The 21,686-nt window shown below is 72.0% G+C and carries 20 protein-coding genes; 12 read left to right on the top strand and 8 right to left on the bottom strand.

The genetic code is table 11. The features are described from left to right. Positions 1-4: 4 nt before the first annotated feature. The 4 genes from IG78_RS0102845 to IG78_RS0102830 all read right to left on the bottom strand — a co-directional run bounded on the left by IG78_RS0102845 (position 5) and on the right by IG78_RS0102830 (position 4,837). Positions 5-961 carry a carbohydrate ABC transporter permease gene (locus tag IG78_RS0102845; RefSeq protein WP_030559468.1) on the bottom strand — a complete coding sequence of 319 codons (957 nt, stop codon included), beginning with the start codon at positions 959-961 and terminating at the stop codon, positions 5-7. A gap of 8 nt (positions 962-969) precedes the next feature. Further along, a complete protein-coding gene (locus IG78_RS0102840; RefSeq protein ID WP_030559467.1) occupies positions 970-2,388 on the bottom strand; it encodes an extracellular solute-binding protein in 1,419 nt (472 codons plus the stop codon). Positions 2,389-2,655: 267 nt separating this feature from the next. After that, positions 2,656-3,666, bottom strand: a complete 1,011-nt coding sequence (locus IG78_RS0102835; protein ID WP_030559465.1) for a LacI family DNA-binding transcriptional regulator — start codon at positions 3,664-3,666, stop codon at positions 2,656-2,658. 154 nt (positions 3,667-3,820) lie between these two features. Beyond that, positions 3,821-4,837, bottom strand: coding sequence for a peptidyl-alpha-hydroxyglycine alpha-amidating lyase family protein (locus IG78_RS0102830; protein ID WP_030559464.1), 1,017 nt, complete (start codon positions 4,835-4,837; stop codon positions 3,821-3,823). Between the two features lie 224 nt (positions 4,838-5,061). Between IG78_RS0102830 and IG78_RS0102825 the strand changes: the two genes are divergently transcribed. From IG78_RS0102825 to IG78_RS0102815, 3 genes are all read left to right on the top strand, one after another. Continuing rightward, entirely contained in the window at positions 5,062-5,742 is a 681-nt protein-coding gene (locus IG78_RS0102825; protein ID WP_030559462.1) for an ABC transporter permease, read from the top strand. 25 nt (positions 5,743-5,767) lie between these two features. Beyond that, positions 5,768-6,445, top strand: coding sequence for an ABC transporter permease (locus IG78_RS0102820; protein ID WP_030559461.1), 678 nt, complete (start codon positions 5,768-5,770; stop codon positions 6,443-6,445). Positions 6,446-6,510: 65 nt separating this feature from the next. After that, on the top strand, positions 6,511-7,434 hold the full coding sequence (locus IG78_RS0102815; RefSeq protein ID WP_030559460.1) for an ABC transporter substrate-binding protein: 924 nt from the start codon (positions 6,511-6,513) through the stop codon (positions 7,432-7,434). Between the two features lie 27 nt (positions 7,435-7,461). On the opposite strand, the gene IG78_RS0102810 is transcribed toward IG78_RS0102815, so the two are convergent. The 4 genes from IG78_RS0102810 to IG78_RS0102795 are packed head-to-tail and all read right to left on the bottom strand — an operon-like array spanning position 7,462 to position 11,590. After that, positions 7,462-8,625, bottom strand: coding sequence for a betaine/proline/choline family ABC transporter ATP-binding protein (locus IG78_RS0102810; RefSeq protein ID WP_030559459.1), 1,164 nt, complete (start codon positions 8,623-8,625; stop codon positions 7,462-7,464). Between the two features lie 9 nt (positions 8,626-8,634). After that, complete coding sequence (locus IG78_RS0102805) at positions 8,635-9,318, bottom strand: LutC/YkgG family protein (protein ID WP_030559458.1); 684 nt, start codon at positions 9,316-9,318, stop codon at positions 8,635-8,637. Then, positions 9,315-10,838, bottom strand: coding sequence for a lactate utilization protein B (locus tag IG78_RS0102800; RefSeq protein WP_031128783.1), 1,524 nt, complete (start codon positions 10,836-10,838; stop codon positions 9,315-9,317). The genes IG78_RS0102805 and IG78_RS0102800 overlap by 4 nt, the downstream gene beginning before the upstream one ends. After that, positions 10,835-11,590 (bottom strand): (Fe-S)-binding protein, encoded by a 756-nt coding sequence (locus IG78_RS0102795; RefSeq protein WP_030559455.1) that lies wholly within the window; start codon positions 11,588-11,590, stop codon positions 10,835-10,837. The genes IG78_RS0102800 and IG78_RS0102795 overlap by 4 nt, the downstream gene beginning before the upstream one ends. Before the next feature lie 138 nt (positions 11,591-11,728). Here IG78_RS0102795 and IG78_RS0102790 point away from each other — a divergent pair, with 138 nt between their 5' ends. From IG78_RS0102790 to IG78_RS0102750, 9 genes are all read left to right on the top strand, one after another. Next, complete coding sequence (locus tag IG78_RS0102790; protein WP_030559454.1) at positions 11,729-13,030, top strand: alpha/beta fold hydrolase; 1,302 nt, start codon at positions 11,729-11,731, stop codon at positions 13,028-13,030. Positions 13,031-13,138: 108 nt separating this feature from the next. Beyond that, positions 13,139-13,897 carry a PIG-L deacetylase family protein gene (locus IG78_RS0102785; RefSeq protein WP_051852318.1) on the top strand — a complete coding sequence of 253 codons (759 nt, stop codon included), beginning with the start codon at positions 13,139-13,141 and terminating at the stop codon, positions 13,895-13,897. Between the two features lie 83 nt (positions 13,898-13,980). Then, the gene (locus tag IG78_RS0102780; protein ID WP_051852317.1) at positions 13,981-14,616 is read left to right on the top strand and encodes a helix-turn-helix domain-containing protein; all 636 of its coding nucleotides are present in this window, start codon (positions 13,981-13,983) and stop codon (positions 14,614-14,616) included. Positions 14,617-14,727: 111 nt separating this feature from the next. Beyond that, entirely contained in the window at positions 14,728-15,705 is a 978-nt protein-coding gene (locus IG78_RS0102775) for an NADPH:quinone oxidoreductase family protein (RefSeq protein WP_030559450.1), read from the top strand. Next, a complete protein-coding gene (locus tag IG78_RS0102770; RefSeq protein ID WP_030559449.1) occupies positions 15,702-16,883 on the top strand; it encodes an acyl-CoA dehydrogenase family protein in 1,182 nt (393 codons plus the stop codon). The genes IG78_RS0102775 and IG78_RS0102770 overlap by 4 nt, the downstream gene beginning before the upstream one ends. Then, complete coding sequence (locus tag IG78_RS0102765) at positions 16,880-17,989, top strand: acyl-CoA dehydrogenase family protein (protein WP_030559448.1); 1,110 nt, start codon at positions 16,880-16,882, stop codon at positions 17,987-17,989. Before IG78_RS0102770 ends, IG78_RS0102765 begins: the two co-directional genes overlap by 4 nt. A 153-nt stretch (positions 17,990-18,142) precedes the next feature. Then, the gene (locus IG78_RS0102760) at positions 18,143-19,732 is read left to right on the top strand and encodes an ABC transporter substrate-binding protein (protein WP_030559447.1); all 1,590 of its coding nucleotides are present in this window, start codon (positions 18,143-18,145) and stop codon (positions 19,730-19,732) included. Next, positions 19,729-20,721, top strand: coding sequence for an ABC transporter permease (locus tag IG78_RS0102755; protein WP_030559446.1), 993 nt, complete (start codon positions 19,729-19,731; stop codon positions 20,719-20,721). The genes IG78_RS0102760 and IG78_RS0102755 overlap by 4 nt, the downstream gene beginning before the upstream one ends. Beyond that, positions 20,714-21,646: an ABC transporter permease gene (locus IG78_RS0102750; protein WP_037685469.1), complete on the top strand. Its 933-nt coding sequence runs from the start codon at positions 20,714-20,716 to the stop codon at positions 21,644-21,646. Before IG78_RS0102755 ends, IG78_RS0102750 begins: the two co-directional genes overlap by 8 nt. Positions 21,647-21,686: the final 40 nt, after the last annotated feature.

Raw genomic sequence — 21,686 nt, 5'->3', positions numbered from 1 at the left:
TCCCTCACTCCTCGCTCGCGCGGCTGAGCCGGACGTACGCCGCCGAGAACCCGGCGAGCAGGACGAGCAGCACCAGGCCGAGCGCGGCCGCGCTGCCGTAGTTGTTGAAGGTGAACGCGTACTGGTAGATGAGCTGGACGACGGTCAGGGTCGCGCCCTCGGGGCCCGCGCCGCCGGTGAGCAGGAACGGCTCCACGAAGACCTGCATCGTCGCGATGATCTGCATGAGCAGCATCAGCGAGAGCACGAGCCGGGTCTGCGGGACGGTGACGTGCCAGATCTTGCGGAGGATCCCCGCGCCGTCGAGTTCGGCGGCCTCGTACAGCTCACCGGGGATGCCCTGGAGCGCGGCCAGATAGATCAGGGTCGCGCCGCCCATGTTCATCCAGGTCGCGGCGATCACCACGGACAGCATCGCGGTGTCGGTGGACTGAAGCCACTGCTGCTCCGGCAGGCCCACCGCGCCGAGCGCGCGGTTGAACAGGCCGTACCCGGGGTCGTAGAAGTACTTGAAGAGCAGCACCGACGCGACCGGCGGCAGCATCACCGGCAGATACACCAGGAGCCGCAGATAGCCCCTGCCGTGCCGGAACTCGTTGAGGACCAGGGCCACCACGAACGGCACGACGAAGCCGAGGAGCAGCGCGAGCCCGGTGAACAGCAGGGTGTTGCGCCAGGCCTGCCAGAACGCGGGGTCGTTGAAGATGTACGTGAAATTCGACCAACCGGCCCAGACGGTCCGGCCGTTCTCGCGCTTCTCGAAGGCCAGGAAGAACTCCCTGACCATCGGGTACCAGGAGAAGAGGGAGAAGCAGAGCACGGCGCCGATCAGGAAGCCGTGGGCGGTGAGGTTGCGCTTGAGTGCCTGCCGGAAGGCGGCACGGTCCCGCGGGATGCGCGGCGCGCCGGCGTCCGGGGCGGGGGGTGGCGGCTGCCGCTTCGACAGGGTGGGGGCCGACACGGTGCCCCCTACTGGTTCGCCAGGATCTGGTCGACCTGCCGCTCGGCGGTGTCGAGCAGTTGGCCGGTGTCGGCGTTCTTGTTGGTGAGGACGGCCGACATGACGGTGTCGAGGACCTTGTAGATCTCCTGCGCCTTGGGCGGCTCGGGCTTGCCCTGGACGCGATTGTCGGTGAAGGCCTTGAAGTTCGCGACGGGCATGGTCGAGTTGGCGGCGCGCGCCCTGTCGTGGGCCGTCTTGGTGGCGCCGGTCCAGAAGTTGGGCTGGGGCAGGCCGACGGGCAGGCCGTCCGCCTTGGTGCGGGCCCAGTCGAACTGACCCTTGCCGGGGGTGAGGAACTTGAAGTTGATCCAGGCGATCGCGGCCTTGACCTTGTCGGGCGAGATGCCCTTCTTGATCATGTAGTCGTTGCCGCCGAAGAGCGTGGCCCGCTGCCCGGGGATCGGGGCCATGCCGTAGTCCTCGTACTTCGCGCCGAGGTTCTGCACCATGTACGTGATGTCGTCGGGCGCGGCGAGGAACATGCCGAGCTTGCCCGACGCCATCTGCTTCTGCAGGTCGCCCCACTTCAGGAGCTGGGTCTTGCCCATGCTGTCGTCGTCCCAGCGCATCGCCTTGAGGTTGTCGAGGATGCGCTTGCCGGTGGCGTCGTCGAACGCGGCCTTGCTGCCGCCCTCGTCGACGATGTCGCCGCCGAGGCCGTAGGTGGTGGCGGTGAAGTGCCAGCCGCCGTTGTTGCCCGCGCTGTACTCGCCGAACCCGGCGGTGCCGTCGCCGAGCGCCGCGATCCTCTTCGCCGCCGCGCGCACCTGGGGCCAGGTGGTGGGCGGCTTGTCGGGGTCGAGACCGGCCTTCTCGAACAGCGGGCGGTTGATCAGGAGGCCCATCGTGTAGTTGCTGTAGGGCAGGCCGTAGAGCTTGCCGTCCTGCTTCAGGACGTCCAGGACGTCGGGGTCCATGTCCTTGAGCGCGGGCACCGTCCTGTCGTTGACGTACGCGCTGATGTCGGTGGCGCCGTCGTTGTCGAGCACCTGCTGGAGGTCGGTGAAGTAGGTGTAGAAGACGTCCGGCTGCGACTCGGCCTTGAGCATCGCCGTGAACCGGGGCGGCTCCAGACAGGGGTCGGTCTGCTTGCCCTCGATCGTGACGTTCGGATACTTCTCGTTGAACTTCTCGACGTCTTCCTTCCACTGCTTGAGCTCGGCCTTCTCGGTGGCCGGCGGCATGCAGTCGATGGTCAGCGTGACCTTGGTCTTCGGGTCGAGGGGTGCGGCCGCCTGAGCCGTGTCCACGGCGTCGCCGCCGCCTGAGCCGTCGTCACTGCTGCTGGTGCCGCAGGCGGCGAGGGTGGCGAGGGCGAGCGCGGAAGCGAGTGCCGCCGTGTGACGTCGGTGGGTGCGGGGACGGCGTGTCCCGGAGCGTGTCATCGGTGGACCCCTTTTGGGCGGCGCCACCACCCGTGCGGGCGGGCGCGCGGACTGGGCAGCGGGAGCGGGGAGCCCACAGCGGTGCGCTGTGCGGCGGCGCTCACTCAAGCACCGCGCACACAGGAGCGCAATATATCGAGCAGAACTCGTAATTATTTGACAGTGGAGAGGCAGTGCACGACGAGACATCGCTCGGCGATGACATGCCGAGACGCGCGCGGGGAAAGCTCCTGCGTGCGGCCAGGCGGCTTCCGAAGCCGCTAGTCCCTAGGGGCGCACCGCCTGAGCCGTCGAGCCGCGCACCACCAGTTCCGGCTCGAAGAGCAATTCCTCCGGCGGTACGGAACTGCCCGCGATCCCCAGCGAAAGCAGCTCCACCGCGGCCCGGCCCATCGCCTCGATGGGCTGGCGGACCGTGGTCAGCGGCGGCTCGGTGCAGTTCATGAACGCCGAGTCGTCGAAGCCGACCACCGACACGTCCCGCGGTACGTCGAGGCCGCGCCTGCGGGCCGCGCGGACGGCGCCGAGCGCGAGCGGGTCGCTGGCGCAGACGATGCCCGTGACCCCGGACTCGATGAGCCTGTTCGCCGCGGCCTGGCCGCCCTCCAGGGAGAACATCGCCCGCGCGACGCGCTCCTCCGCGAGCCGCCCGCCCGCCGCCTCGGTGAGGGCGCGGGCCGCGGCCAGCTTGCGCTGCGAGGGCATGTGGTCGGCGGGGCCGAGCACCAGGCCGATGCGTTCGTGGCCGAGCGAGACGAGATGGCGCCAGGCCTGCTCGACGGCCACGGTGTCGTCGCACGAGACCGCGGGGAAGCCGAGGTCCTCGATGGCCGCGTTCACCAGGACCACCGGGATGTTGCGCGCGGCGAGCTGCTTGTAGTGGTGGTGGGGCGCGTCGGCCTGGGCGTAGAGGCCGCCGGCGAAGACCACGCCCGACACCTGCTGCTGGAGCAGCAGGTCCACGTAGTCCGCCTCGGAGACACCGCCCTTCGTCTGCGTGCACAACACGGGGGTGAGGCCCTGCTGGGCGAGGGAGCCGCCGATGACCTCGGCGAACGCGGGGAAGATCGGGTTCTGTAGCTCCGGCAGGACGAGGCCCACCAGGCGGGCGCGCTCCCCGCGCAACTGGGTGGGCCGCTCGTAGCCGAGCACGTCGAGGGCGGACAGGACCGCCTGCCGGGTGGCCTCCGAGACGCCGGGCTTGTTGTTGAGCACCCGGCTGACCGTGGCCTCGCTGACCCCGACCTTCTTGGCCACTTGAGCAAGTCGTCGCGTCATGCGTGCAAGATTAGCGCAAGGCTTGCGTCGCTTTTGCGGACAGGGGGGACGGCTGAACGTCACGGGGATCGGCTGCGTACGTCAGCCCCGCAGGCGGCGCCCTGCGTCAGCTCCGCACGCGGCGCCCTGCGTCAGCCCCACGCTGCGCCACGCCTCAGCCCCGCACGCGGCGCCACTTGCGCAGGCTCACCAGCTCGCGCGGCGGCGTCAGCTTGCTGCCGACCTCGACGTAGGAGACCTCGGCGGCGTAGACACTGCCCTCGGAGTCGACGGCGACGCTGTGCAGCCAGTTGAACCGGTCCGGCTCCTCGCCCGGCAGGTCGGCGCCGAACCCGGTGACACGGCGGCCCGTGAGGTCATAGATCTGGATCTTGTGGCCGAGGCCCGGCACGCCGTACTGCACCGGCGGCGGCCCCTGTTCGGCGACGTACACGTTGGTGTCCGCACCGCGGCCCGCGCACACGGCGACGGCCTTGTGGACGTGCCAGGACGTGCGGAAGGCGCCGTCCAGGGAGAACACCTGCACCCGGTGGTTCTCGCGGTCGCAGACGATCACCGCGTCGTCGCCGAACAGCGCGATGCCGTGCGGCAGGCTGAACCGGCCCTCGGCGCTGCCCGGTTCGCCCCAGGACCCGAGGCGCCGGCCCTCGGCGTCGTAGCGGTGGACGCGGGAGTTGCCGTAGCCGTCGGTCACGAAGACATCGCCGGTGCGGGGTGATATCGCCACGTCGGTGGGGCGGTTGAAGGGTTCGCCGCTCTGGAAGCCGGACGGGCGGCCGGTGCCGAGCGTGAGGAGGGTGTTCCCCTGGCGGTCGGTCTTGGTGACGCGGTTGCCGATGTCGTCCACGAGCCAGAGGTGGTCCTCGTGGTCGACGGTGATGGCGTGGGCGCGCTGGAAACGGCAGCCCTTCCAGCGGGGCGTCAGGTTCCCGTACGGGTCCTCGAACAGTTCCGTGCCCGCGAACGGGGTGTCGTTGCCCCACATGTCGACGAGGTGCCCGTCACGGTCGAAGACCACGACCGGCATGTTGCCCCGGTTGAAGACGTGGACGCGGTCCTCGGAGTCGACGGCGACGGAGGTGGCCTCCTTCAGCCACACCCCGTGCGGAACCTTGGCCCAGTAGGGGACGGGCTCGTAGACGGTCTCGGCGGTCGCGGGTCCGACGGTCAACAGTCCTCCCAGGACGAGGCCGGACCGGATCATAGGCCGGGCACCCGCCCCGGCGACAGGGGGCCTGCACCCCGGCGACACGGGGAGTGCGCCCCCGCGGCAAGGGGAGCGCGCCCCGGCGACAGAGGCATGCCCCCGCCGGGCGGAGGGTCCGGGCGGGGGAAGCGACCCCGTACGGGCCACCACCGCGTGCCGCCCCCCGCCGGGCCCGCTGGAATGGACGGGTGACCGCGCCTCCGGACGACTGCCTCGCGCGCAACGAGTGGATCTGCGGCAAATATCTGAGCACCCGCCGCGACATCCTCGTCGACGCCGTGCTGCAACACCTGGAGCTGACCGCGCTCTCCGTGGTCCTCGCCCTCGCGATCGCCCTGCCCCTCGCCGTGCTCGCCCGCCGCTGGAGCCTCGCGGCGGGGCCCGTCCTCGCCCTCACCACGGTCCTGTACACGATCCCCTCACTCGCGATGTACTCGCTGCTGCTCCCGGTCTACGGCCTGTCGTCGACGCTGGTCGTCGCGGGCCTCGTGCTGTACTCGCTGACGCTGCTCGTCCGCAACATCCTCGCGGGCCTTCGCGCCGTGCCCGAGGAGACCCGGCAGGCCGCCCGCGGCTTGGGCTACGGCCCGATCAGGCTGCTCCTGACCGTCGAGCTGCCGCTCGCCCTGCCCGCGGCCATGGCGGGCCTGCGCATCGCCACCGTCTCGGCCGTCTCGCTGGCCACCGTCGGCGCGATCGTCGGCTTCGGTGGACTCGGCAACCTCATCTACTCCGGCATGAACACCTACTTCAAGGCCCAGGTCCTCACCGCCTCCGTGCTGTGCGTGCTCGTCGCCGTCCTCGCCGACCTGCTGCTGCTCGGCGTGCAACGCCTGCTCACGCCCTGGACGAGGGCGGCCCGCTCATGAACACCCACAGCGGGGCGGCCCGCTCATGAAGACCCTCGCCGACGCCTGGGACTGGCTCGCCGACTCCGCGCACTGGGCGGGCGACGGCGGCATCTGGCAGCGGCTCACCCAGCACCTCGTCCTCACCGTCGTGTGCCTGCTCATCGCCTGCCTCGTCGCGCTGCCCGTCGCGCTGGTCCTCGGCCACCTCGGCAGGGGCGGCGCGCTCGCGGTGAACATCTCCAACGTCGGCCGCGCCGTACCGACCTTCGCGGTGCTCGTGCTCCTGCTCCTCACCCCCCTCGGGAGGTGGGGCGAGGGCCCCACCGTCGTCGCCCTCGTCCTGTTCGCCGTGCCGCCGCTGCTCACCAACGCGTACGTGGGGATGCGCGGCGTCGACCGCAGCGTCGTACAGGCCGCGCGCGGCATGGGCATGACGGGGCCGCAGCTCCTGTGGCGGGTCGAGGCGCCGCTCGCACTGCCCCTGATCATGAGCGGGGTGCGGCTCGCCGCCGTCCAGCTCGTCGCCACCGCGACCATCGCGGCACTCGCGGGCGGCGGTGGCCTCGGCCGGATCATCACGGCGGGCTTCAACCTGGCCAGCACACCGCAGGTGGTGGCGGGCGCGGTGCTCGTGGCGGTGTTCGCGCTGCTCGTGGAGGGCCTGTTCGAGATCGCGGAGCGGTTCGCGCCCGGGCGGGCCCGCCGGAACGGAAAGGGGTGAGCGGGGTGCGCACCCGACGACACGGCGCTCGGCGCGAACGGCGGGCCCGGCGCGCCCGGTACGGCATGCTCGCCGCTGCCCTCGCCCTGCTCGCCGCCGGGTGCGGCTCGGGTCCGTCCCTGGAGAACCGGGGCGAGGTCACCGCGCCGCCCGGCGACAGCGAACACCTGGTCGTGGGCTCCGCGGGCTTCACCGAGAGCGACCTGCTGGCGCAGATGTACGCCCTGCTCCTGGACAAGGCGGGCTACGGCACCGAGATCCTGACCGTCGCCAACCGCGAGCTCTACGAACCCGCCCTGGAGTCGGGGCAGATCGACGTAGTCCCGGAGTACGCGGCGACCTTCGCCGACTGGCTCAACGCCAAGGCCAACGGCGCCGACGCGAAGCCCGTCGGCTCACCCGACCTCGCCGCCACCATGAGGGCCCTGCGCGACCTCGCCGCGCCGCGCGGCCTCACCGTCCTCGACGCGGGCCGCGCCGTGGACCAGAACGCGTTCGCCGTCGCCGCCTCCTACGCGCGCGAGCACCGCCTGAAGACCCTCAGCGACCTCGGCAGGTCCAACCAGAGGGTACGGCTCGCCGCGGGCGACGAGTGCGTGCAGCGGCCCTACTGCGAACCCGGCCTGAAGAAGGTGTACGGCATCGACGTCACCGGCGTCGACCCCAAGGGCGTCGGCACCACGCAGGCCAAGAAGGCCGTGCAGAGCGGCCAGGACCAGATGGTCCTCACCACCACGACCGACGCCACCCTCGACGAGTTCGACCTGGTCCTCCTCGCCGACGACAAGCACCTCCAGAACGCCGACCACATCGTCCCCGTGGTCAACCGCTCCCACGCGGGCAGCAAGGGCGTCGCCCACGCCCTGTCCCGTCTCAACACCGTCCTCACCACCGAGGACCTGGCCGACCTGAACCGCCAGGTGGACAGTTGGCGCAGACTGCCGAAGGACGTGGCGACGACGTACTTGCGGGACAAGGGCCTGCTCTGACGCAGGGGTGTCCCGTGCCGGAAGGCGCTACGCGTCGGCCACCGAATCGAACTCCACATCCCCGCGCCCCACACCGTGGGCATCCGCGTCCACCGACCGCCGCAGTGCCTCGTGGAGCTTCGCCGGGGTCAGGACGCCGACGAAGCGGGCGCCGTCCACGACGGCGACCCAGCCCGCGTCGTGCTGGAGCATCACGCCGAACGCCTGCTTCAGGGGAGTGCCGACGGGCACCCACGCGTTCATGCGGTGGGCCAGGTCGCCGACGGTGGCGTCCGCTCCGGCGAGCGCCACCTCGTCGACGCCGACCCAGCCGTGCAGATCGCCGTCGGCGTTCAGGACCATCGCCCAGCGGGCGTCGTCCCCGCGCAGTTGGGCGGCGGCCCGCGCGGCGGACTCGTCCAGGCGGGCGACGGGCGGCTGCTCCAGGTCGTCGGCCTCGATCTCGGTCACCGAGAGCCGCTTCAGGCCCCGGTCGGCGCCCACGAACTCGGCCACGTACGGTGTCGCGGGCGTGCCGAGGACGGTTCCCGGCGTGTCGAACTGCTCGATGCGGCCCTGCCCGTACACCGCGACACGGTCACCGAGCCGCACGGCCTCCTCGATGTCGTGCGTGACCATGAGGACGGTCTTGCGCACGGTGCGCTGGAGGTTCAGGAACTCGTTCTGGAGCCGCTCCCGCACCACCGGGTCCACGGCGCCGAACGGTTCGTCCATCAGGAGCACCGGCGGGTCGGCGGCGAGGGCACGGGCCACGCCGACCCGCTGCCGCTGACCGCCGGAGAGCTGTTCGGGGTAGCGCGGGCCGTAGATCTTGGGGTCGAGCCCCACCAGGTCGAGGAGTTCGGCCGCACGCTCCCGCGCCCTGGCCCGCTTCCAGCCGACGAGGGCCGGTACGGTCGCCGTGTTGTCGAGGACGGTGCGGTGCGGGAAGAGGCCGACCTGCTGGATGACGTAGCCGATGCGGCGCCGCAGCTTCACCGGGTCGACCCCGGCGATGTCCTCACCGTCCACGTAGATGCGGCCCGATGTCGGTTCGACAAGGCGGTTCACCATCATCATGGTGGTCGTCTTGCCGCAGCCGGACGGGCCGACGAGCGTGACCAGCTCGCCCTCGGCGACCTCGAAGGAGAGGCCGTCCACGGCGGTCGTGCCGTCCGGGTAGCGCTTGGTCACCTGCTCGAACCGGATCATCCCCTCACGCTAACCGCGCGTGATCGTCCCCGCACACGCTCGGTCGGGGCTCTCGGCCCCCTCGACGAGCACGACCTCCAGGGTCCGGGGACCGTGCACGCCCTCGACGCGGTCGAGTTCGATGTCGCTGGTCGCGGAGGGACCGGAGATCCAGGTGAGGGGACGCGCGGGGTCGAGCCGCCGCAGTGCCCGCGGTACGGAGGAGACGACCTGGCCGGGTACGCGGACGACGCAGATGTGATGGTCGGGGACGAGGGTGATGCGGCGGCGCCCCTGATCGGGGGAGCCGTCGAGGACGATCGTGCCGGTCTCGGCGACGGCGACCGCGCAGCCGGTGACCACGCTGTCGGCCCGGTCGAGCTGTGCGGGCGTGCTCCCGGCACGGTCGGGGACGGGCACCGCGCCCGAGTCCGCCAGCCAGTTGGGCGGCAGCCCCGGCGGCACGAGCACGGTGCGGGCGCCGCGGGCGGCGAGGAGCCGCGCGAGGACCTCCGGCAGTCGGGCGTGGTCGGCGCGGTGCACCAGGGCCCGGTAGTCGGCGAGGTTCTCGGCGAGCAGGTCGACGGTCCGCCCGGTGGTGAGGTCACCGTGCGCGTCCGCGTAACCCCGGTCGACGGCTGCCTCGTACGGCTCGTCGGGGACCGGACCGAGAGCCCGGCCGATCCGCCCGAGGATGATCTCCCTGCTGCTCATGCGCCGGCCTCCCGGTCGTCGGTACGTCCGGTACGTTCCCGGGTGCGCCGCCACCAGTCGCGGAACGACTCCTCCGGCACCGTGGGCAGATCCCGGGTCGCGCTCCACGCCCGCCCCGGGCCCGGCAGCTTCCGGGGGTGCGCCCTGCGGGTGCGTGCGGCCAGGCGCTGACCGGCCCGCAGCAGTCCCGGCCGGGCGAACACCAGGCCCGCGGCGCGCATGGCGGCCCGCTCGGCGGCGTGCCCCCCGGCCGGTCTGAGGGTCACCTTCGCGCCGTGCCGGGTGAACTCGCCGCCCTGGACGACGCGTTCCCGCAGGTGTACGAGGACCTCGGGGATGTCGATGGCGACCGGGCACACCTCGTAGCAGGCACCGCAGAGGCTGGAGGCGTAGGGGAGGGAGGCGTCGAGCGCGGTGGCCGTGCCGCGCAACTGGGGGTTGAGGATGGCGCCGATGGGCCCGGGGTAGACCGAGCCGTACGCGTGCCCGCCCGCGCGCTCGTAGACGGGGCACACGTTCAGGCACGCCGAGCAGCGGATGCAGCGCAGCGCCTGCCGGCCCACCTCGTCGGCGAGGGTGTCGGTGCGGCCGTTGTCGAGCAGGACGAGGTGGAAGGCGCGCGGCCCGTCGCCGTCCGTGGTGCCGGTCCACGTCGAGGTGTACGGGTTCATGCGCTCCGCGGTCGAGGAGCGCGGCAGCGTCTGCAGGAACACCTCCAGGTCCCGCCACGCCGGCACGGTCTTCTCGATGCCGACGACGGAGATCAGGGTCTCGGGCAGCGTCAGACACATCCGGCCGTTGCCCTCGGACTCCACGACCACCAGGGTGCCTGTCTCGGCGACCATGAAGTTCGCGCCGGAGATGCCGACCTTGGCGCGCAGGAACTTCTCCCGCAGATGCAGCCGCGCGGCCTCGGCGAGTTCGGCGGGGGTGTCGGTGAGGCCCTCGGGGGCGGGGCGGCCCCAACGTGCCATCTCCGAGCGGAAGATGTCGCGGATCTCGGCGCGGTTGCGGTGGATGGCGGGGACGAGGATGTGGGAGGGCCGGTCGTCGCCGAGCTGCACGATCAGCTCCGCGAGGTCGGTCTCATAGGCGCGGATGCCCGCGGCCTCCAGGGCCTCGTTGAGGCCGATCTCCTGTGTGGCCATCGATTTGACCTTGACGACCTCGCGTTCACCGGTGGCCTCGACCAGGCCGGTCACGATGCGGTTGGCCTCGTCGGCGTCGGCGGCCCAGTGGACGGTGCCGCCCGCCGCCGTGACGGCCTCCTCCAACTGCTCCAGGTAGCGGCCGAGGTGGCGCAGGGTGTGGTCCTTGATCTGCTTGCCCGCTTCGCGGAGCCGCTCCCAGTCGTCGAGTTCGGCGACGGCCCGCGCGCGTTTGTCGCGGATGGTGTGGGTGGCGTGGCGGAGGTTGGCGCGCAGGGTCGCGTCGCCGACGGCCTCGCGCGCCGCCTCGGGGAAGGCGGGCATTGGGAAGGCGGGCATCCCCACGAACGTCCCGCCGGAGGTTCGGCTCATGACCAGGGCTCCTCTTGCGTGGCGGCCAGGATCTCGGCGATGTGGACGGGCCGCATCCGCGTACGCAGCCGGGTCATCGTGCCGCCGAGGTGCATCAGACAGGAGTTGTCCGCCGCGCACAGGACCTCCGCGCCCGTCGACTCGGCGCCGCGTACCTTGTCGGCGCCCATCGCCGCCGACACGTCGGCGTTCTTCACGGCGAACGTGCCGCCGAAGCCGCAGCACTCCTGCGCGCCGGGCAGCTCGGCGAGTGTCAGACCCCGTACCGCGGAGAGCAGGCGCTTTGGCCGGTCGCCGAGGCCGAGGGAGCGCAGACCGTGGCAGGTGGGGTGGTAGGTGACGGAGTGCGGGAAGTACGCGCCGACGTCGGTCACGCCGAGGACGTCGACCAGGAACTCCGTCAGCTCGTACGTCTTCGGCACCACGGGGGCGAGCGTGCGGGCGAGCGTGTCTCCCCGGCCCTCGGCGCGGGCCCGCTCCCCCATCCGCGGATACAGCTCCCGCACCATCGCCCCGCACGATCCGGACGGCGTCACGACGGCCTCGTACGCACCGAAGACATCGGAGAAGTGCCGGGCGAGCGGCTCGGCCTGGTGCCGGTACCCGGTGTTGTAGTGCGCCTGGCCGCAACAGGTCTGCGCCGCCGGGAAGTCGACGTCCACACCCAGTCTGGTCAGGAGCTTCACCACGGCGCGGCCCGTGCCGGGATACAGCGTGTCGTTGACGCACGTCAGGAACAGCGCGATGCGCATCGCCGGTGCCTCCTGTCGATCATCGGGTGCCTGTGCCCGCAGCGTAATCTGGCGGGGGCGCCGTGGGGGGACCCCTGCCGCCCCAAGGGCTCGTCCTCGAACGCCGGACGGGCCGATACCCCCTCCCTAGGAGTTGGCTTGAGCGAGTCGTACCGTCAGCCCGGAGTCGTGCTCACCGATCGTTGGTTCAGTGTGCCGTTGGATCATGGTGTGCCGGACGGTGAGCGGATCGAGCTGTTCGCGCGGGAGTGTGTCGCCGCGGGCCGTGAGGACGCCGGGCTGCCGTGGCTGGTGTACCTCCAGGGCGGCCCCGGCTTCGGCGCGCAGCGCTTCAGCGGCAAGCAGGCCTGGCTCGGCCGCGCCCTGCGCGACCACCGGGTGCTGCTGCTCGACCAGCGCGGCACCGGCAGCTCGACCCCCGCCAACCGGCAGACGCTGCCCCTGCGCGGCGGCCCGCGTGAACAGGCCGAGTACCTCGGCCACTTCCGCGCCGACGCGATCGTGCGCGACTGCGAGACGATCCGCACCGAGGTGACCGGCGGCGCGCCGTGGACGGTCCTCGGCCAGAGCTTCGGCGGTTTCTGCGTCACGCACTATCTGTCGACCGCACCCGAGGGCCTCGCGACCGCCCTGATCACCGGTGGTCTGCCCACGCTCGACGGACACGCGGACGATGTGTACCGCGCCGCGTACCCCCGCATGGAGCGCAAGACCCTCGCGCACTACGCTTGTTACCCGCAGGACGCCGAGCGCGCCGCCCGCGTCGTCGAGTACGTGGCCGAGCACGAGCCCGTGCTCCCCGGCGGCTATCGCCTCACCCCCGAGGCCTTCCAGTCCCTCGGCATCCTGCTCGGCACCGGGGACGGCAGCCACCGCCTGCACTACCTCCTGGAGGACGCCTTCGTGCGGACCCCGGCGGGCCACGCCCTGTCCGACGCCTTCCAGGAAGCCGCCCAGGCGATCCTGTCGTACGCCGCGGCACCGCTGTACGCCGTCCTGCACGAGGCGATCTACGCCCAGGACGGGCGGCCCACCGCCTGGTCGGCGGAGCGGGTGCGGGCCGAGTTCCCGCGCTTCGACGCGGGCAAGAGCCTCGCCGACGGCACGGCGCCGCTGTTCACCGGTGAGGCGGTGCAGCGCTGGATGTTCGACTGCGACCCGGCCCTGCGCCCCCTGCGCGAGACGGCCGACCTGCTCGCCGAACGCACCGACTGGCCCGCCCTGTACGACCCCGCGCGCCTGGCCGTCAACGAGGTCCCCGCGGCCGCCGCCGTCTACCACGACGACATGTACGTCGACACCGAGCACTCCCTGCGCACCGCCCGCACGATCCGGGGGCTTCGGACCTGGGTGACGGACGAGTTCGAGCACGACGGGCTGCGGGCCGGTGGCTCCCGGGTCCTCGACCGGCTGCTCGGCCTGGCGCGCGGCGAACTCTGACCGGACCTGGGAGGTGTCCGACCGGTCCTGGGAGGTGTCCGACCGGTCCTGGGAGGTGTCCGACCGGTCCTGGGCGGCACGCGAGCCGTACGCCATAGGCTGCCGCCCATGACCGACCAGCAGAACAGCGCGACGACGCCCGCCCAGCTCGCCCCCATGCCCGAGGACTGGCAGCGGGCGCTCGCCGTCGTCGCCCACCCGGACGACCTGGAGTACGGCTGCGCGGGCGCCATCGCCGCGTGGACCGACGCGGGGCGCGAGGTCGCTTACCTGCTCGCGACGCGCGGCGAGGCGGGCATCGACACCATCGCGCCCGCCGACGCGGGGCCGCTGCGCGAGCGGGAGCAGCGGGCGAGTGCCGCCGTCGTCGGCGTCGACACCGTGGAGTTCCTCGACCACCGCGACGGTGTGATCGAGTACGGTACGGCGCTGCGCCGCGATATCGCCGCCGCCATCCGCAGGCACCGGCCCGAGCTCGTCATCACCCTCAACCACCGCGACACCTGGGGCGGTGTCGCCTGGAACACCCCGGACCACGTCGCCGTCGGGCGTGCGACGCTCGACGCCGCCTCGGACGCGGGGAATCGGTGGATCTTCCCCGAGTTGACCGAGCAGGGGCTTCAGCCCTGGGACGGGGTGCGGTGGGTTGCCGTAGCCGGCACCGACACTCCCACCCATGCGGTGGACGCCACGGCCGGTCTTGAGCGGGGGATTCGTTCCCTGCTCGAACACCGGACGTATCTGGAGGTGCTGACCGACGAGGATCCCGAGACCTACTGCCGTACGTTTCTCGCCGGGTACGCCGAGCAGCTCGCTCCCCGGTTCGGGGGGAAGCCCGCGGTGGCCTTTGAGGTTTTCGGTCGGTAGGGGAAAGTGCCCCGCCGGTGTGGACCGGTCGGCGCATGATGTGCTGGATTGACATGAGCGCTTGCTGAAACTGCAATGGTGGCATGGGAAGCGCCGACAAGAACCTCAGTTCCGACGACAACTCCGGCGGCGGTGAGACCGACAAGGTGCTCACCGCCGTCGGGCCCCGGCTCCGCAAGATCCGTAAGGAGCGGGGGGCCACCCTCGCCGGGCTCTCCGCGGCGACCGGGATCTCCGTCAGTACGTTGTCGCGGCTCGAATCGGGGGGCCGCAAACCGAGCCTGGAACTGCTGCTGCCCATCGCCCGCGCGCACCAGGTGCCCCTGGACGAACTCGTGGGCGCGCCCCCGGTGGGCGACCCCCGGGTGCGGGCCAAGCCCATCGTCCGGAACGGGCGCACGATGGTGCCGCTGACCCGGCAGCCGGGCGGGCTTCAGGCGTACAAGGTCATCGAGCCCGCGCGCTCCGCCGAGCCCGACCCCAGGACCCATGAGGGGTACGAGTGGCTGTACATCCTCTCCGGGCGGCTGCGTCTGGTGCTCGCCGAGCACGACGTGGTGCTCGGCCCCGGCGAGGCCGCGGAGTTCGACACCCGGGTGCCGCACTGGTTCGGGTCCGCGGGGGAAGGGCCGGTGGAGTTCCTCAGCCTCTTCGGGCCGCAGGGGGAGCGGATGCACGTACGCGCGCGGCCCGCGGCGAAGCGCGATCAGGAGGAGTGACGAGGGCGGGCGCCGGAATCGGGAGCCTGCCCCCGCGCACTGTTCCCCAAAGGGCAAGCGACCGCTTAGTATGCGACCGGAGCACGGTCGACTACAGCGTGGAGGCCCCGCATGCGCGCATGGCACGTACACCGCAACGGCGAGCCCGGTGAGGTGATGCGGCTCGAAGAGGCCGACCTGCCGGTGCCCGGCGAAGGCCAGGTGCTCCTGAAGGTCCGCGCCGCGGGCGTCAACTTCCCGGACGCGCTGCTGTGCCGCGGCCAGTACCAGATCACCCCGCCGCTGCCGTTCACGCCCGGCGTGGAGATCTGCGGCGAGACCGAGGACGGGCGGCGCGTCATCGCCACCCCGGCCCTGCCGCACGGCGGCTTCGCCGAGTACGCCCTCGCGGACGCCGCCGCCCTGCTGCCCGCGCCACAGGCCCTGGACGACGCGGAGGCCGCTGCCCTGCACATCGGCTACCAGACCGGCTGGTTCGGCCTGCACCGGCGCGCGCGGCTCACGGCGGGCGAGACCCTGCTCGTGCACGCGGCGGCGGGCGGTGTCGGCAGCGCGGCGGTGCAGCTCGGCAAGGCCGCGGGCGCCACCGTCATCGGTGTGGTCGGCGGCGCCGAGAAGGCCGAGGTCGCCCGGCGGCTCGGCTGCGACCTGGTCGTCGACCGGCGCACGGACGACATCGTGGGCGCCGTGAAGGAGGCCACCGGCGGCCGCGGCGCCGACGTCGTCTACGACCCCGTGGGCGGCGACGCCTACGCCAAGTCCGCGAAGTGCGTGGCCTTCGAGGGCCGCATCCTCGTCGTCGGCTTCGCCAGCGGCGCCGTTCCCACGCCCGCCCTGAACCACGCCCTGGTGAAGAACTACTCGATCGTCGGCCTGCACTGGGGCCTGTACAACACCAAGGACCCCCGTGCGGTCCTGGAGTGCCACGACCACCTCACCCAGCTCGCCGCCAAAGGTGCCATCAAGCCGCTGATCAGCGAGCGCGTGCCGCTCGACGGGGCCGCGCAGGCCGTGCAGCGCGTCGCCGACGGGACCACCACGGGCCGCGTGGCCGTCCTGCCCGCGCTCACCGAGGGGGCCGCCGCATGACCGACGCCGCCGAACTCCGCCGCCGCACCCGGGACCTGCTCGCCGCGCACCCGGTCGCGACCACCGAACGCACCGCGTTCCTCGGGGCGCGCTTCGACGCCGGGCTCGCCTGGGTCCACTACCCCGAAGGCCTCGGTGGTCTCGGTGCCCCGCGCTCGCTGCAGGCCGTGGTGGACGCCGAGTTGGAGGCCGCGGGCGCGCCCGACAACGACCCGCGCCGCATCGGCATCGGCCTGGGCATGGCCGCCCCCACCATCCTGGCCTTCGGCACCGACGAGCAGAAGCGCCGCCTGCTGCGGCCGCTGTGGATCGGCGACGAGGTGTGGTGCCAGTTGTTCAGCGAGCCGGGCGCCGGATCCGACCTTGCGGCGCTCGGCACCCGCGCCGTCCGTGACGGCGACGACTGGATCGTGGACGGGCAGAAGGTGTGGACGTCCAGCGCGCACACCGCCCGCTGGGGCATCCTCATCGCCCGCACCGACCCCGATCTGCCCAAGCACCGCGGCATCACGTACTTCCTCTGCGACATGACCGACCCGGGCGTCGAGGTGCGGCCGCTGCGCCAGATCACCGGCGAGGCCGAGTTCAACGAGGTCTTCCTCACCGGCGTACGCATCCCCGACAGCCACCGCCTCGGCCCGGTCGGCGACGGCTGGAAGGTCGCGCAGACCACCCTCATGAACGAGCGCGTGTCCATCGGCGGCATGCGGATCCCGCGCGAGGGCGGCATGATCGCTCCGGTCGCGCGGGCCTGGCGGGAGCGCCCCGAACTGCGCACCCACGACCTGCACCAGCGTCTGCTCACGCTCTGGGTGCAGGCGGAGGTCGCGAGGATCACCGGCGAACGGCTGCGGCAACAGCTCGTCGCGGGACAGCCGGGGCCCGAGGGCTCCGGCATGAAGCTCGGCTTCGCCCGGCTGAACCAGGAGATCAGCGGCCTCGAAGTGGAACTCCTCGGCGAGGAGGGCCTGTTGTACGACGACTGGACGATGCGCAGGCCCGACCTCGTCGACTTCACCGGGCGCGAGGCCGGATACCGCTATCTGCGCGCCAAGGGCAACAGCATCGAGGGCGGCACCAGCGAGGTGCTCCTGAACATCGTCGCCGAGCGCGTCCTCGGCCTGCCGCAGGAACCGCGCACCGACAAGGACGTCGCCTGGAAGGACCTGAACCGATGACGGTAGAGCCCGCACAGTCCGATTTGCTCTACACCGAGGAGGAGGAGGCGCTGCGGTCCGCCGTGCGCTCCCTGCTCGCCGACCGCTGCGACGCGGCCACCGTCCTCGCCCGCACCGAGTCGGAGCAGCCGCACGACCGCGAGCTGTGGAAGACGCTCACCGACGGCATGGGCCTCGCCGGGCTGCTCGTGCCCGAGTCCCGGGGCGGGCAGGGCGCCACGCACCGGGAGGCCGCCGTCGTCCTGGAGGAACTCGGCCGGACGGTGGCGCCCGTGCCGTTCCTGACGAGCGCCGTCATCGCCACGGAGACGCTGCTCGCCTGCCCGGACGACGACGCCGCCGAACTGCTCGCCGCGCTGGCCTCAGGACGCACGGTCGGCGGGCTCGCGGTGCCGTTCGCCACCGCGCCGGGGGCCGACCGGGCGCCGGTGCGGTACTCCGGCGGGACGCTGCACGGCGAGGTCACCGGGGTCGCCGACGCCGCGGTCGCCGACATCCTGCTCGTCCCGACCGCCGATGGTCTGTTCGCCGCCGACACCGGCCGTGACGGCGTCACCGTCACCCCGCAGACGTCCCTGGACCGCACCCGTCCGCTGGCCGTGGTCACCTTCGACGGGGCCCCGGCCCGGCGGCTCGCGGCGCGCGCGGACACCCCGGTACGCCTCGGTCTGCGCGCCGGTGCCGGGCTGCTCGCCTCCGAACAACTCGGCATCGCCGAGTGGTGCCTGGCGGAAACCGTCCGGTACACCAAGGAGCGGCACCAGTTCAACCGGCCCGTCGGCTCCTTCCAGGCGCTCAAGCACCGGCTCGCCAAGAGCTGGCTGGACGTGGTGAACACCCGCGCCGCCGCCCGGTACGCCGCCGACGCCCTCGCCACCGGCAGCGACGAACCGAACCTCGCGGCGGCCCTCGCGCAGGCGTATGCCGCGCCCGTGGCGGTGCGCGCCGCCGAAGAGGCGCTCCAGCTCCACGGCGGCATCGGCATGACCTGGGAGCACCCCGTCCACCTCTACCTCAAGCGCGCCAAGGCCGACTCGATCGGACTCGGCACGGCGGGACAGCACAAGGAGGCCCTGGCGGAGCTGGTCGCGCTGCCGGCACCCTGACGCTCCCCGCGCCCCTCCCCGGGACCTCCCGCACCGCCCTGACCTGGGCCTGCTCCACAAGCCGTAGGACACCCCTCCCTTTCGCACCCATTACATGAGGCATAATTGCGAGCTGTTCGCAAGAAGGATTGATCTTCAGTAGGGGTGTGGAGCATGAGGGCCCGATCCATACGGACCACGGGCGCGGTCGCGGCGACCGCCGCACTGGCGGTCGCCGCGTCGGCCTGTTCGTCACCGGACGACGGCAAGGGCGGCTCCGGGACGTCGGCGGTCGTCGGCATCGCGTACGAACCCGAGACCCTCAGCCCGCTCCTCGGCTACGGCAAGGACGGCAACTCCAAGATCTTCGACGGGCTGCTCACGCACGACGCGGACATGAAGCTCAAGCCCGCGCTCGCCGCGAAGCTGCCGAAGGTCGCCGACGGCGGCACGACCTACACCTACGAGCTGCGCAAGGGCGTCAAGTTCAGCGACGGCAAGCCGTTCACGGCCAAGGACGTCGTCTTCACGTACGAGACGATCCTCGACAAGAAGACGAACAACGCCGCCAAGACCGAGCTGGACGCCGTCAAGAGCGTCGAGGCCAAGGGCGACGACACCGTCGTCTTCCACCTCAAGTACCCCTACGCCCCGTTCGCCGAGCGCACCGTGCTGCCCATCGCGCCCCAGCACGTCGCGGGCAAGCAGGACGTGAACAGCGGCGCCTTCACCACCGAGCCGATCGGCACCGGACCCTACGAACTGGTGAAGTGGTCCAAGGGCGAGAAGCTCGTCTTCAAGGCCAACCCGGACTACTGGGGCGGCGCGCCGAAGATCAAGAACTTCACGATGGCGATCGTCAAGGACGACGACCTGCGCGCCACCCGCCTGCGCACCGGCGACCTCGACGGCGCCATCCTGCCGCCGAACCTCGCCAAGACCTTCAAGTCCGACGCGGACAAGAAGACGTACGCCGCCAAGACCTTCGACTACCGCGTGGTGACCCTGCCGACCGGCAACAAGGTCGCGGGCGACACCGCCGTGCGGCGCGCACTCGACGTCGGCGTCGACCGCAAGGCCATGGTCGACTCCATCCTGGAGGGCGCGGGCAAGGAGGCCTACGGCCCGGTCCCGACGGACAGCCCCTGGTTCACCAAGGGCACCGAGCGCGAGTTCGACCTCACCCGGGCCAAGAAGATCCTCGACGACGCGGGCTGGAAGCCCGGCAAGGGCGGCATCCGCGAGAAGGACGGCGTCCAGGCGAAGTTCCCGCTGTGGTACCTCTCCGGCGACAAGCTCCGCCAGGAGCACGCGCTCGCCTACGCCTCCGACGCCAAGAAGCTCGGCGTCAAGGTCGAGGTGCAGTCCGGCACCTGGGAGGTCATCGAGCCCCGCATGCCCAAGGACGCGGTCCTCGCGGGCGGCGGCTCCCCGGCCGACCCCGACTTCGACCAGTACACGCTCCTGAAGTCCGCCCTCGCAGGTGACGGCTTCAACAACATGGCGCACTACGACAACCCCAAGGTCGACAAGGCCCTGGAGGACGCCCGCAAGAGCGGCGACCACGCAAAGCGGCAGGCCGCCTACGACACCGTCCAGCGCGAACTGGTGAAGAACCCGGGCTACACCTTCCTCACCCACATCGACCACCTCTACGTCGTGAACAAGTCCTACGGCGACCTCTCCACCCAGGTCGAGCCGCACGACCACGGCCTGGCCTCCGGGCCCTGGTGGAACGTCGAGGACTGGCAGCCGCAGAAGTGACCAGGCAACTGCCCTGGGGTCCGATGGCGCGGCTCGTGGGACGGCGGGCGCTGTTCGCCGTCCCCGTCCTGCTCGCCGTCACCTTCGGCGTCTTCGCCGTCGCCGAGGCCTCGCCCTTCGACCCCGTCAAGGCGTACGCGGGCACCGCGGGGCTCACCTCGTCCCAGGAGAACCTGGACCAGCTCCGCGCCAACCTCGGCGTCGACAAGCCGCTGGTCTCCCGCTGGTGGGACTGGCTCACCGCGGCCCTGCACGGCGACCTCGGGGACTCCAGCACGCTGCGCCAGCCCGTCGCGGACGCCATCGGTGAACGCGTCGGCTGGTCCGTGCTGCTCGCCGCGACGGCGTTCGTCCTCGCCGTCCTCGTCGGCTCCGCGCTCGGCGTGCTCGCCGCCCGCCGCCCCGGCGGCTGGCTCGACCGCTGCGTGACGTCCCTCGCCTACACCCTGGAGGCCGCGCCGCCGTTCTGGCTCGGCCTGCTCGCCGTGTGGCTCTTCGCCCTCAAACTGGGCGTGCTGCCCGCCGGCGGGCTCACCGACACCTCCAGCGTGGCCGTGACGGCGGGGCAGGTGGCCCGGCACCTCGTGCTGCCCGCCGCCGTGCTCGCCGTCTCGCAACTGCCCTGGTTCGTCCTGTACGTACGCCAGGGCGTGGGCGACGCGCTCGGCGACGACCCGGTCCGGGGCGCCCGCGCCCGCGGCCTCGCCGAGCGGACCGTGCTCCTGAAGCACGCGTTCCGCTCCGGCATGCTGCCGGTGCTCACGCTCGTCGGCTCCCGAGTGCCCGAACTGATCACCGGCGCGCTGCTCGTGGAGACCGTCTTCAGTTGGCCCGGCATCGCCGCCGCGACCGTGCAGGCCGCGACATCCGTGGACTTCCCGCTGCTCGCCGCGCTCACCGCGCTCGCCACGGTGGCGGTCCTGCTCGGCAACCTGCTCGCGGACCTCCTCTACGGGCTCGCCGACCCCAGGGTGGGATTCGATGGCTGAGACCAGGACGACGGCCGGTGCCGGAACGACGGCTGACACGGGAACGGTCTGGCGCCCGGTGGCGGGGCGGTCCGTCGCGGGCAGCCGCAAGGCGTCCCGCTCGACACGGGCATGGCGGGTGTGGAGCTCGGCCGCGATCGTCGTGGCCGTCGTCCTCGCCGTCCTGATCGTGCCGCCCCTCGCGGACCTCGACGAACAGGCCGTCCACCTCGCCGACAAGCTCCTGCCGCCATCCCTGGAGCACCCCTTCGGCACCGACGACGTGGGCCGCGACCTGCTCCTGCGCTGCGTCTACGGGCTGCGCGTCTCCCTCCTCGTCGGTGTGGTCGCCGCCGTCGTGGCCACCGTCATCGGCACCGCGGTCGGCGCGCTCGCCGCCTCCGCGGGCGGCTGGGTCGACCGGGTCGTCATGCGGCTCGTCGACGTGTTCTCGTCGGTTCCGCACCTGTTGCTCGGCATCTTCATCGTGGCGATGTTCCGGCCGGGAGTATGGCCCGTCGTGATCTCCGTGGCGCTCACCCACTGGCTCTCCACGGCCCGCATCGTGCGCGCCGAGGTCCTGTCGCTGCGCTCGCGCCCCTACGTCGACGCGGCCATTTCCGGCGGGGCCTCCCGGTGGCGCGTCACCGTGCGGCACCTGCTGCCGGGCGTGCTGCCCCAGGCCGGCCTCGCCGCCGTCCTGATGGTCCCGCACGCCATCTGGCACGAGTCCGCCCTGTCCTTCCTCGGCCTCGGCCTGCCGACGCACCAGGCGAGCCTCGGCACCCTGGTGCAGGGCGCCCGCAGTTCGCTGCTCGCGGGCGACTGGTGGCCCACGCTCTTCCCGGGCCTGTTCATCATCGTGCCGACCCTGGCGATCGCGGGCCTCGCGGGCGCCTGGCGGGACCGGATCAACCCGCGCCGACGATCGGAGCTGATGCTGTGACCCGGCCCGTCCTCTCGGTACGGGGGCTCTCCGTACGCTT

Source organism: Streptomyces aureocirculatus (assembly GCF_000720475.1).
Classification (GTDB): domain Bacteria; phylum Actinomycetota; class Actinomycetes; order Streptomycetales; family Streptomycetaceae; genus Streptomyces; species Streptomyces aureocirculatus.
Note: the sequence above shows the minus strand (reverse complement) of the source record. Positions and strands in the feature narration are given on the sequence as shown.

Excerpts from the sequence above, each read along its gene's own strand:
- IG78_RS0102785 (WP_051852318.1), top strand. The coding sequence starts at position 13,139 with ATGACCGACCAGCAGAACAGCGCGACGACGCCCGCCCAGCTCGCCCCC.
- IG78_RS0102810 (WP_030559459.1), bottom strand. The coding sequence starts at position 8,625 with ATGATCCGGTTCGAGCAGGTGACCAAGCGCTACCCGGACGGCACGACC.
- IG78_RS0102800 (WP_031128783.1), bottom strand. The coding sequence starts at position 10,838 with ATGAGCCGAACCTCCGGCGGGACGTTCGTGGGGATGCCCGCCTTCCCA.
- IG78_RS0102835 (WP_030559465.1), bottom strand. The coding sequence starts at position 3,666 with ATGACGCGACGACTTGCTCAAGTGGCCAAGAAGGTCGGGGTCAGCGAG.
- IG78_RS0102770 (WP_030559449.1), top strand. The coding sequence starts at position 15,702 with ATGACCGACGCCGCCGAACTCCGCCGCCGCACCCGGGACCTGCTCGCC.
- IG78_RS0102775 (WP_030559450.1), top strand. The coding sequence starts at position 14,728 with ATGCGCGCATGGCACGTACACCGCAACGGCGAGCCCGGTGAGGTGATG.
- IG78_RS0102795 (WP_030559455.1), bottom strand. The coding sequence starts at position 11,590 with ATGCGCATCGCGCTGTTCCTGACGTGCGTCAACGACACGCTGTATCCC.
- IG78_RS0102750 (WP_037685469.1), top strand. The coding sequence starts at position 20,714 with ATGGCTGAGACCAGGACGACGGCCGGTGCCGGAACGACGGCTGACACG.
- IG78_RS0102760 (WP_030559447.1), top strand. The coding sequence starts at position 18,143 with ATGAGGGCCCGATCCATACGGACCACGGGCGCGGTCGCGGCGACCGCC.
- IG78_RS0102840 (WP_030559467.1), bottom strand. The coding sequence starts at position 2,388 with ATGACACGCTCCGGGACACGCCGTCCCCGCACCCACCGACGTCACACG.
- IG78_RS0102780 (WP_051852317.1), top strand. The coding sequence starts at position 13,981 with ATGGGAAGCGCCGACAAGAACCTCAGTTCCGACGACAACTCCGGCGGC.
- IG78_RS0102805 (WP_030559458.1), bottom strand. The coding sequence starts at position 9,318 with ATGAGCAGCAGGGAGATCATCCTCGGGCGGATCGGCCGGGCTCTCGGT.
- IG78_RS0102765 (WP_030559448.1), top strand. The coding sequence starts at position 16,880 with ATGACGGTAGAGCCCGCACAGTCCGATTTGCTCTACACCGAGGAGGAG.
- IG78_RS0102820 (WP_030559461.1), top strand. The coding sequence starts at position 5,768 with ATGAAGACCCTCGCCGACGCCTGGGACTGGCTCGCCGACTCCGCGCAC.
- IG78_RS0102815 (WP_030559460.1), top strand. The coding sequence starts at position 6,511 with ATGCTCGCCGCTGCCCTCGCCCTGCTCGCCGCCGGGTGCGGCTCGGGT.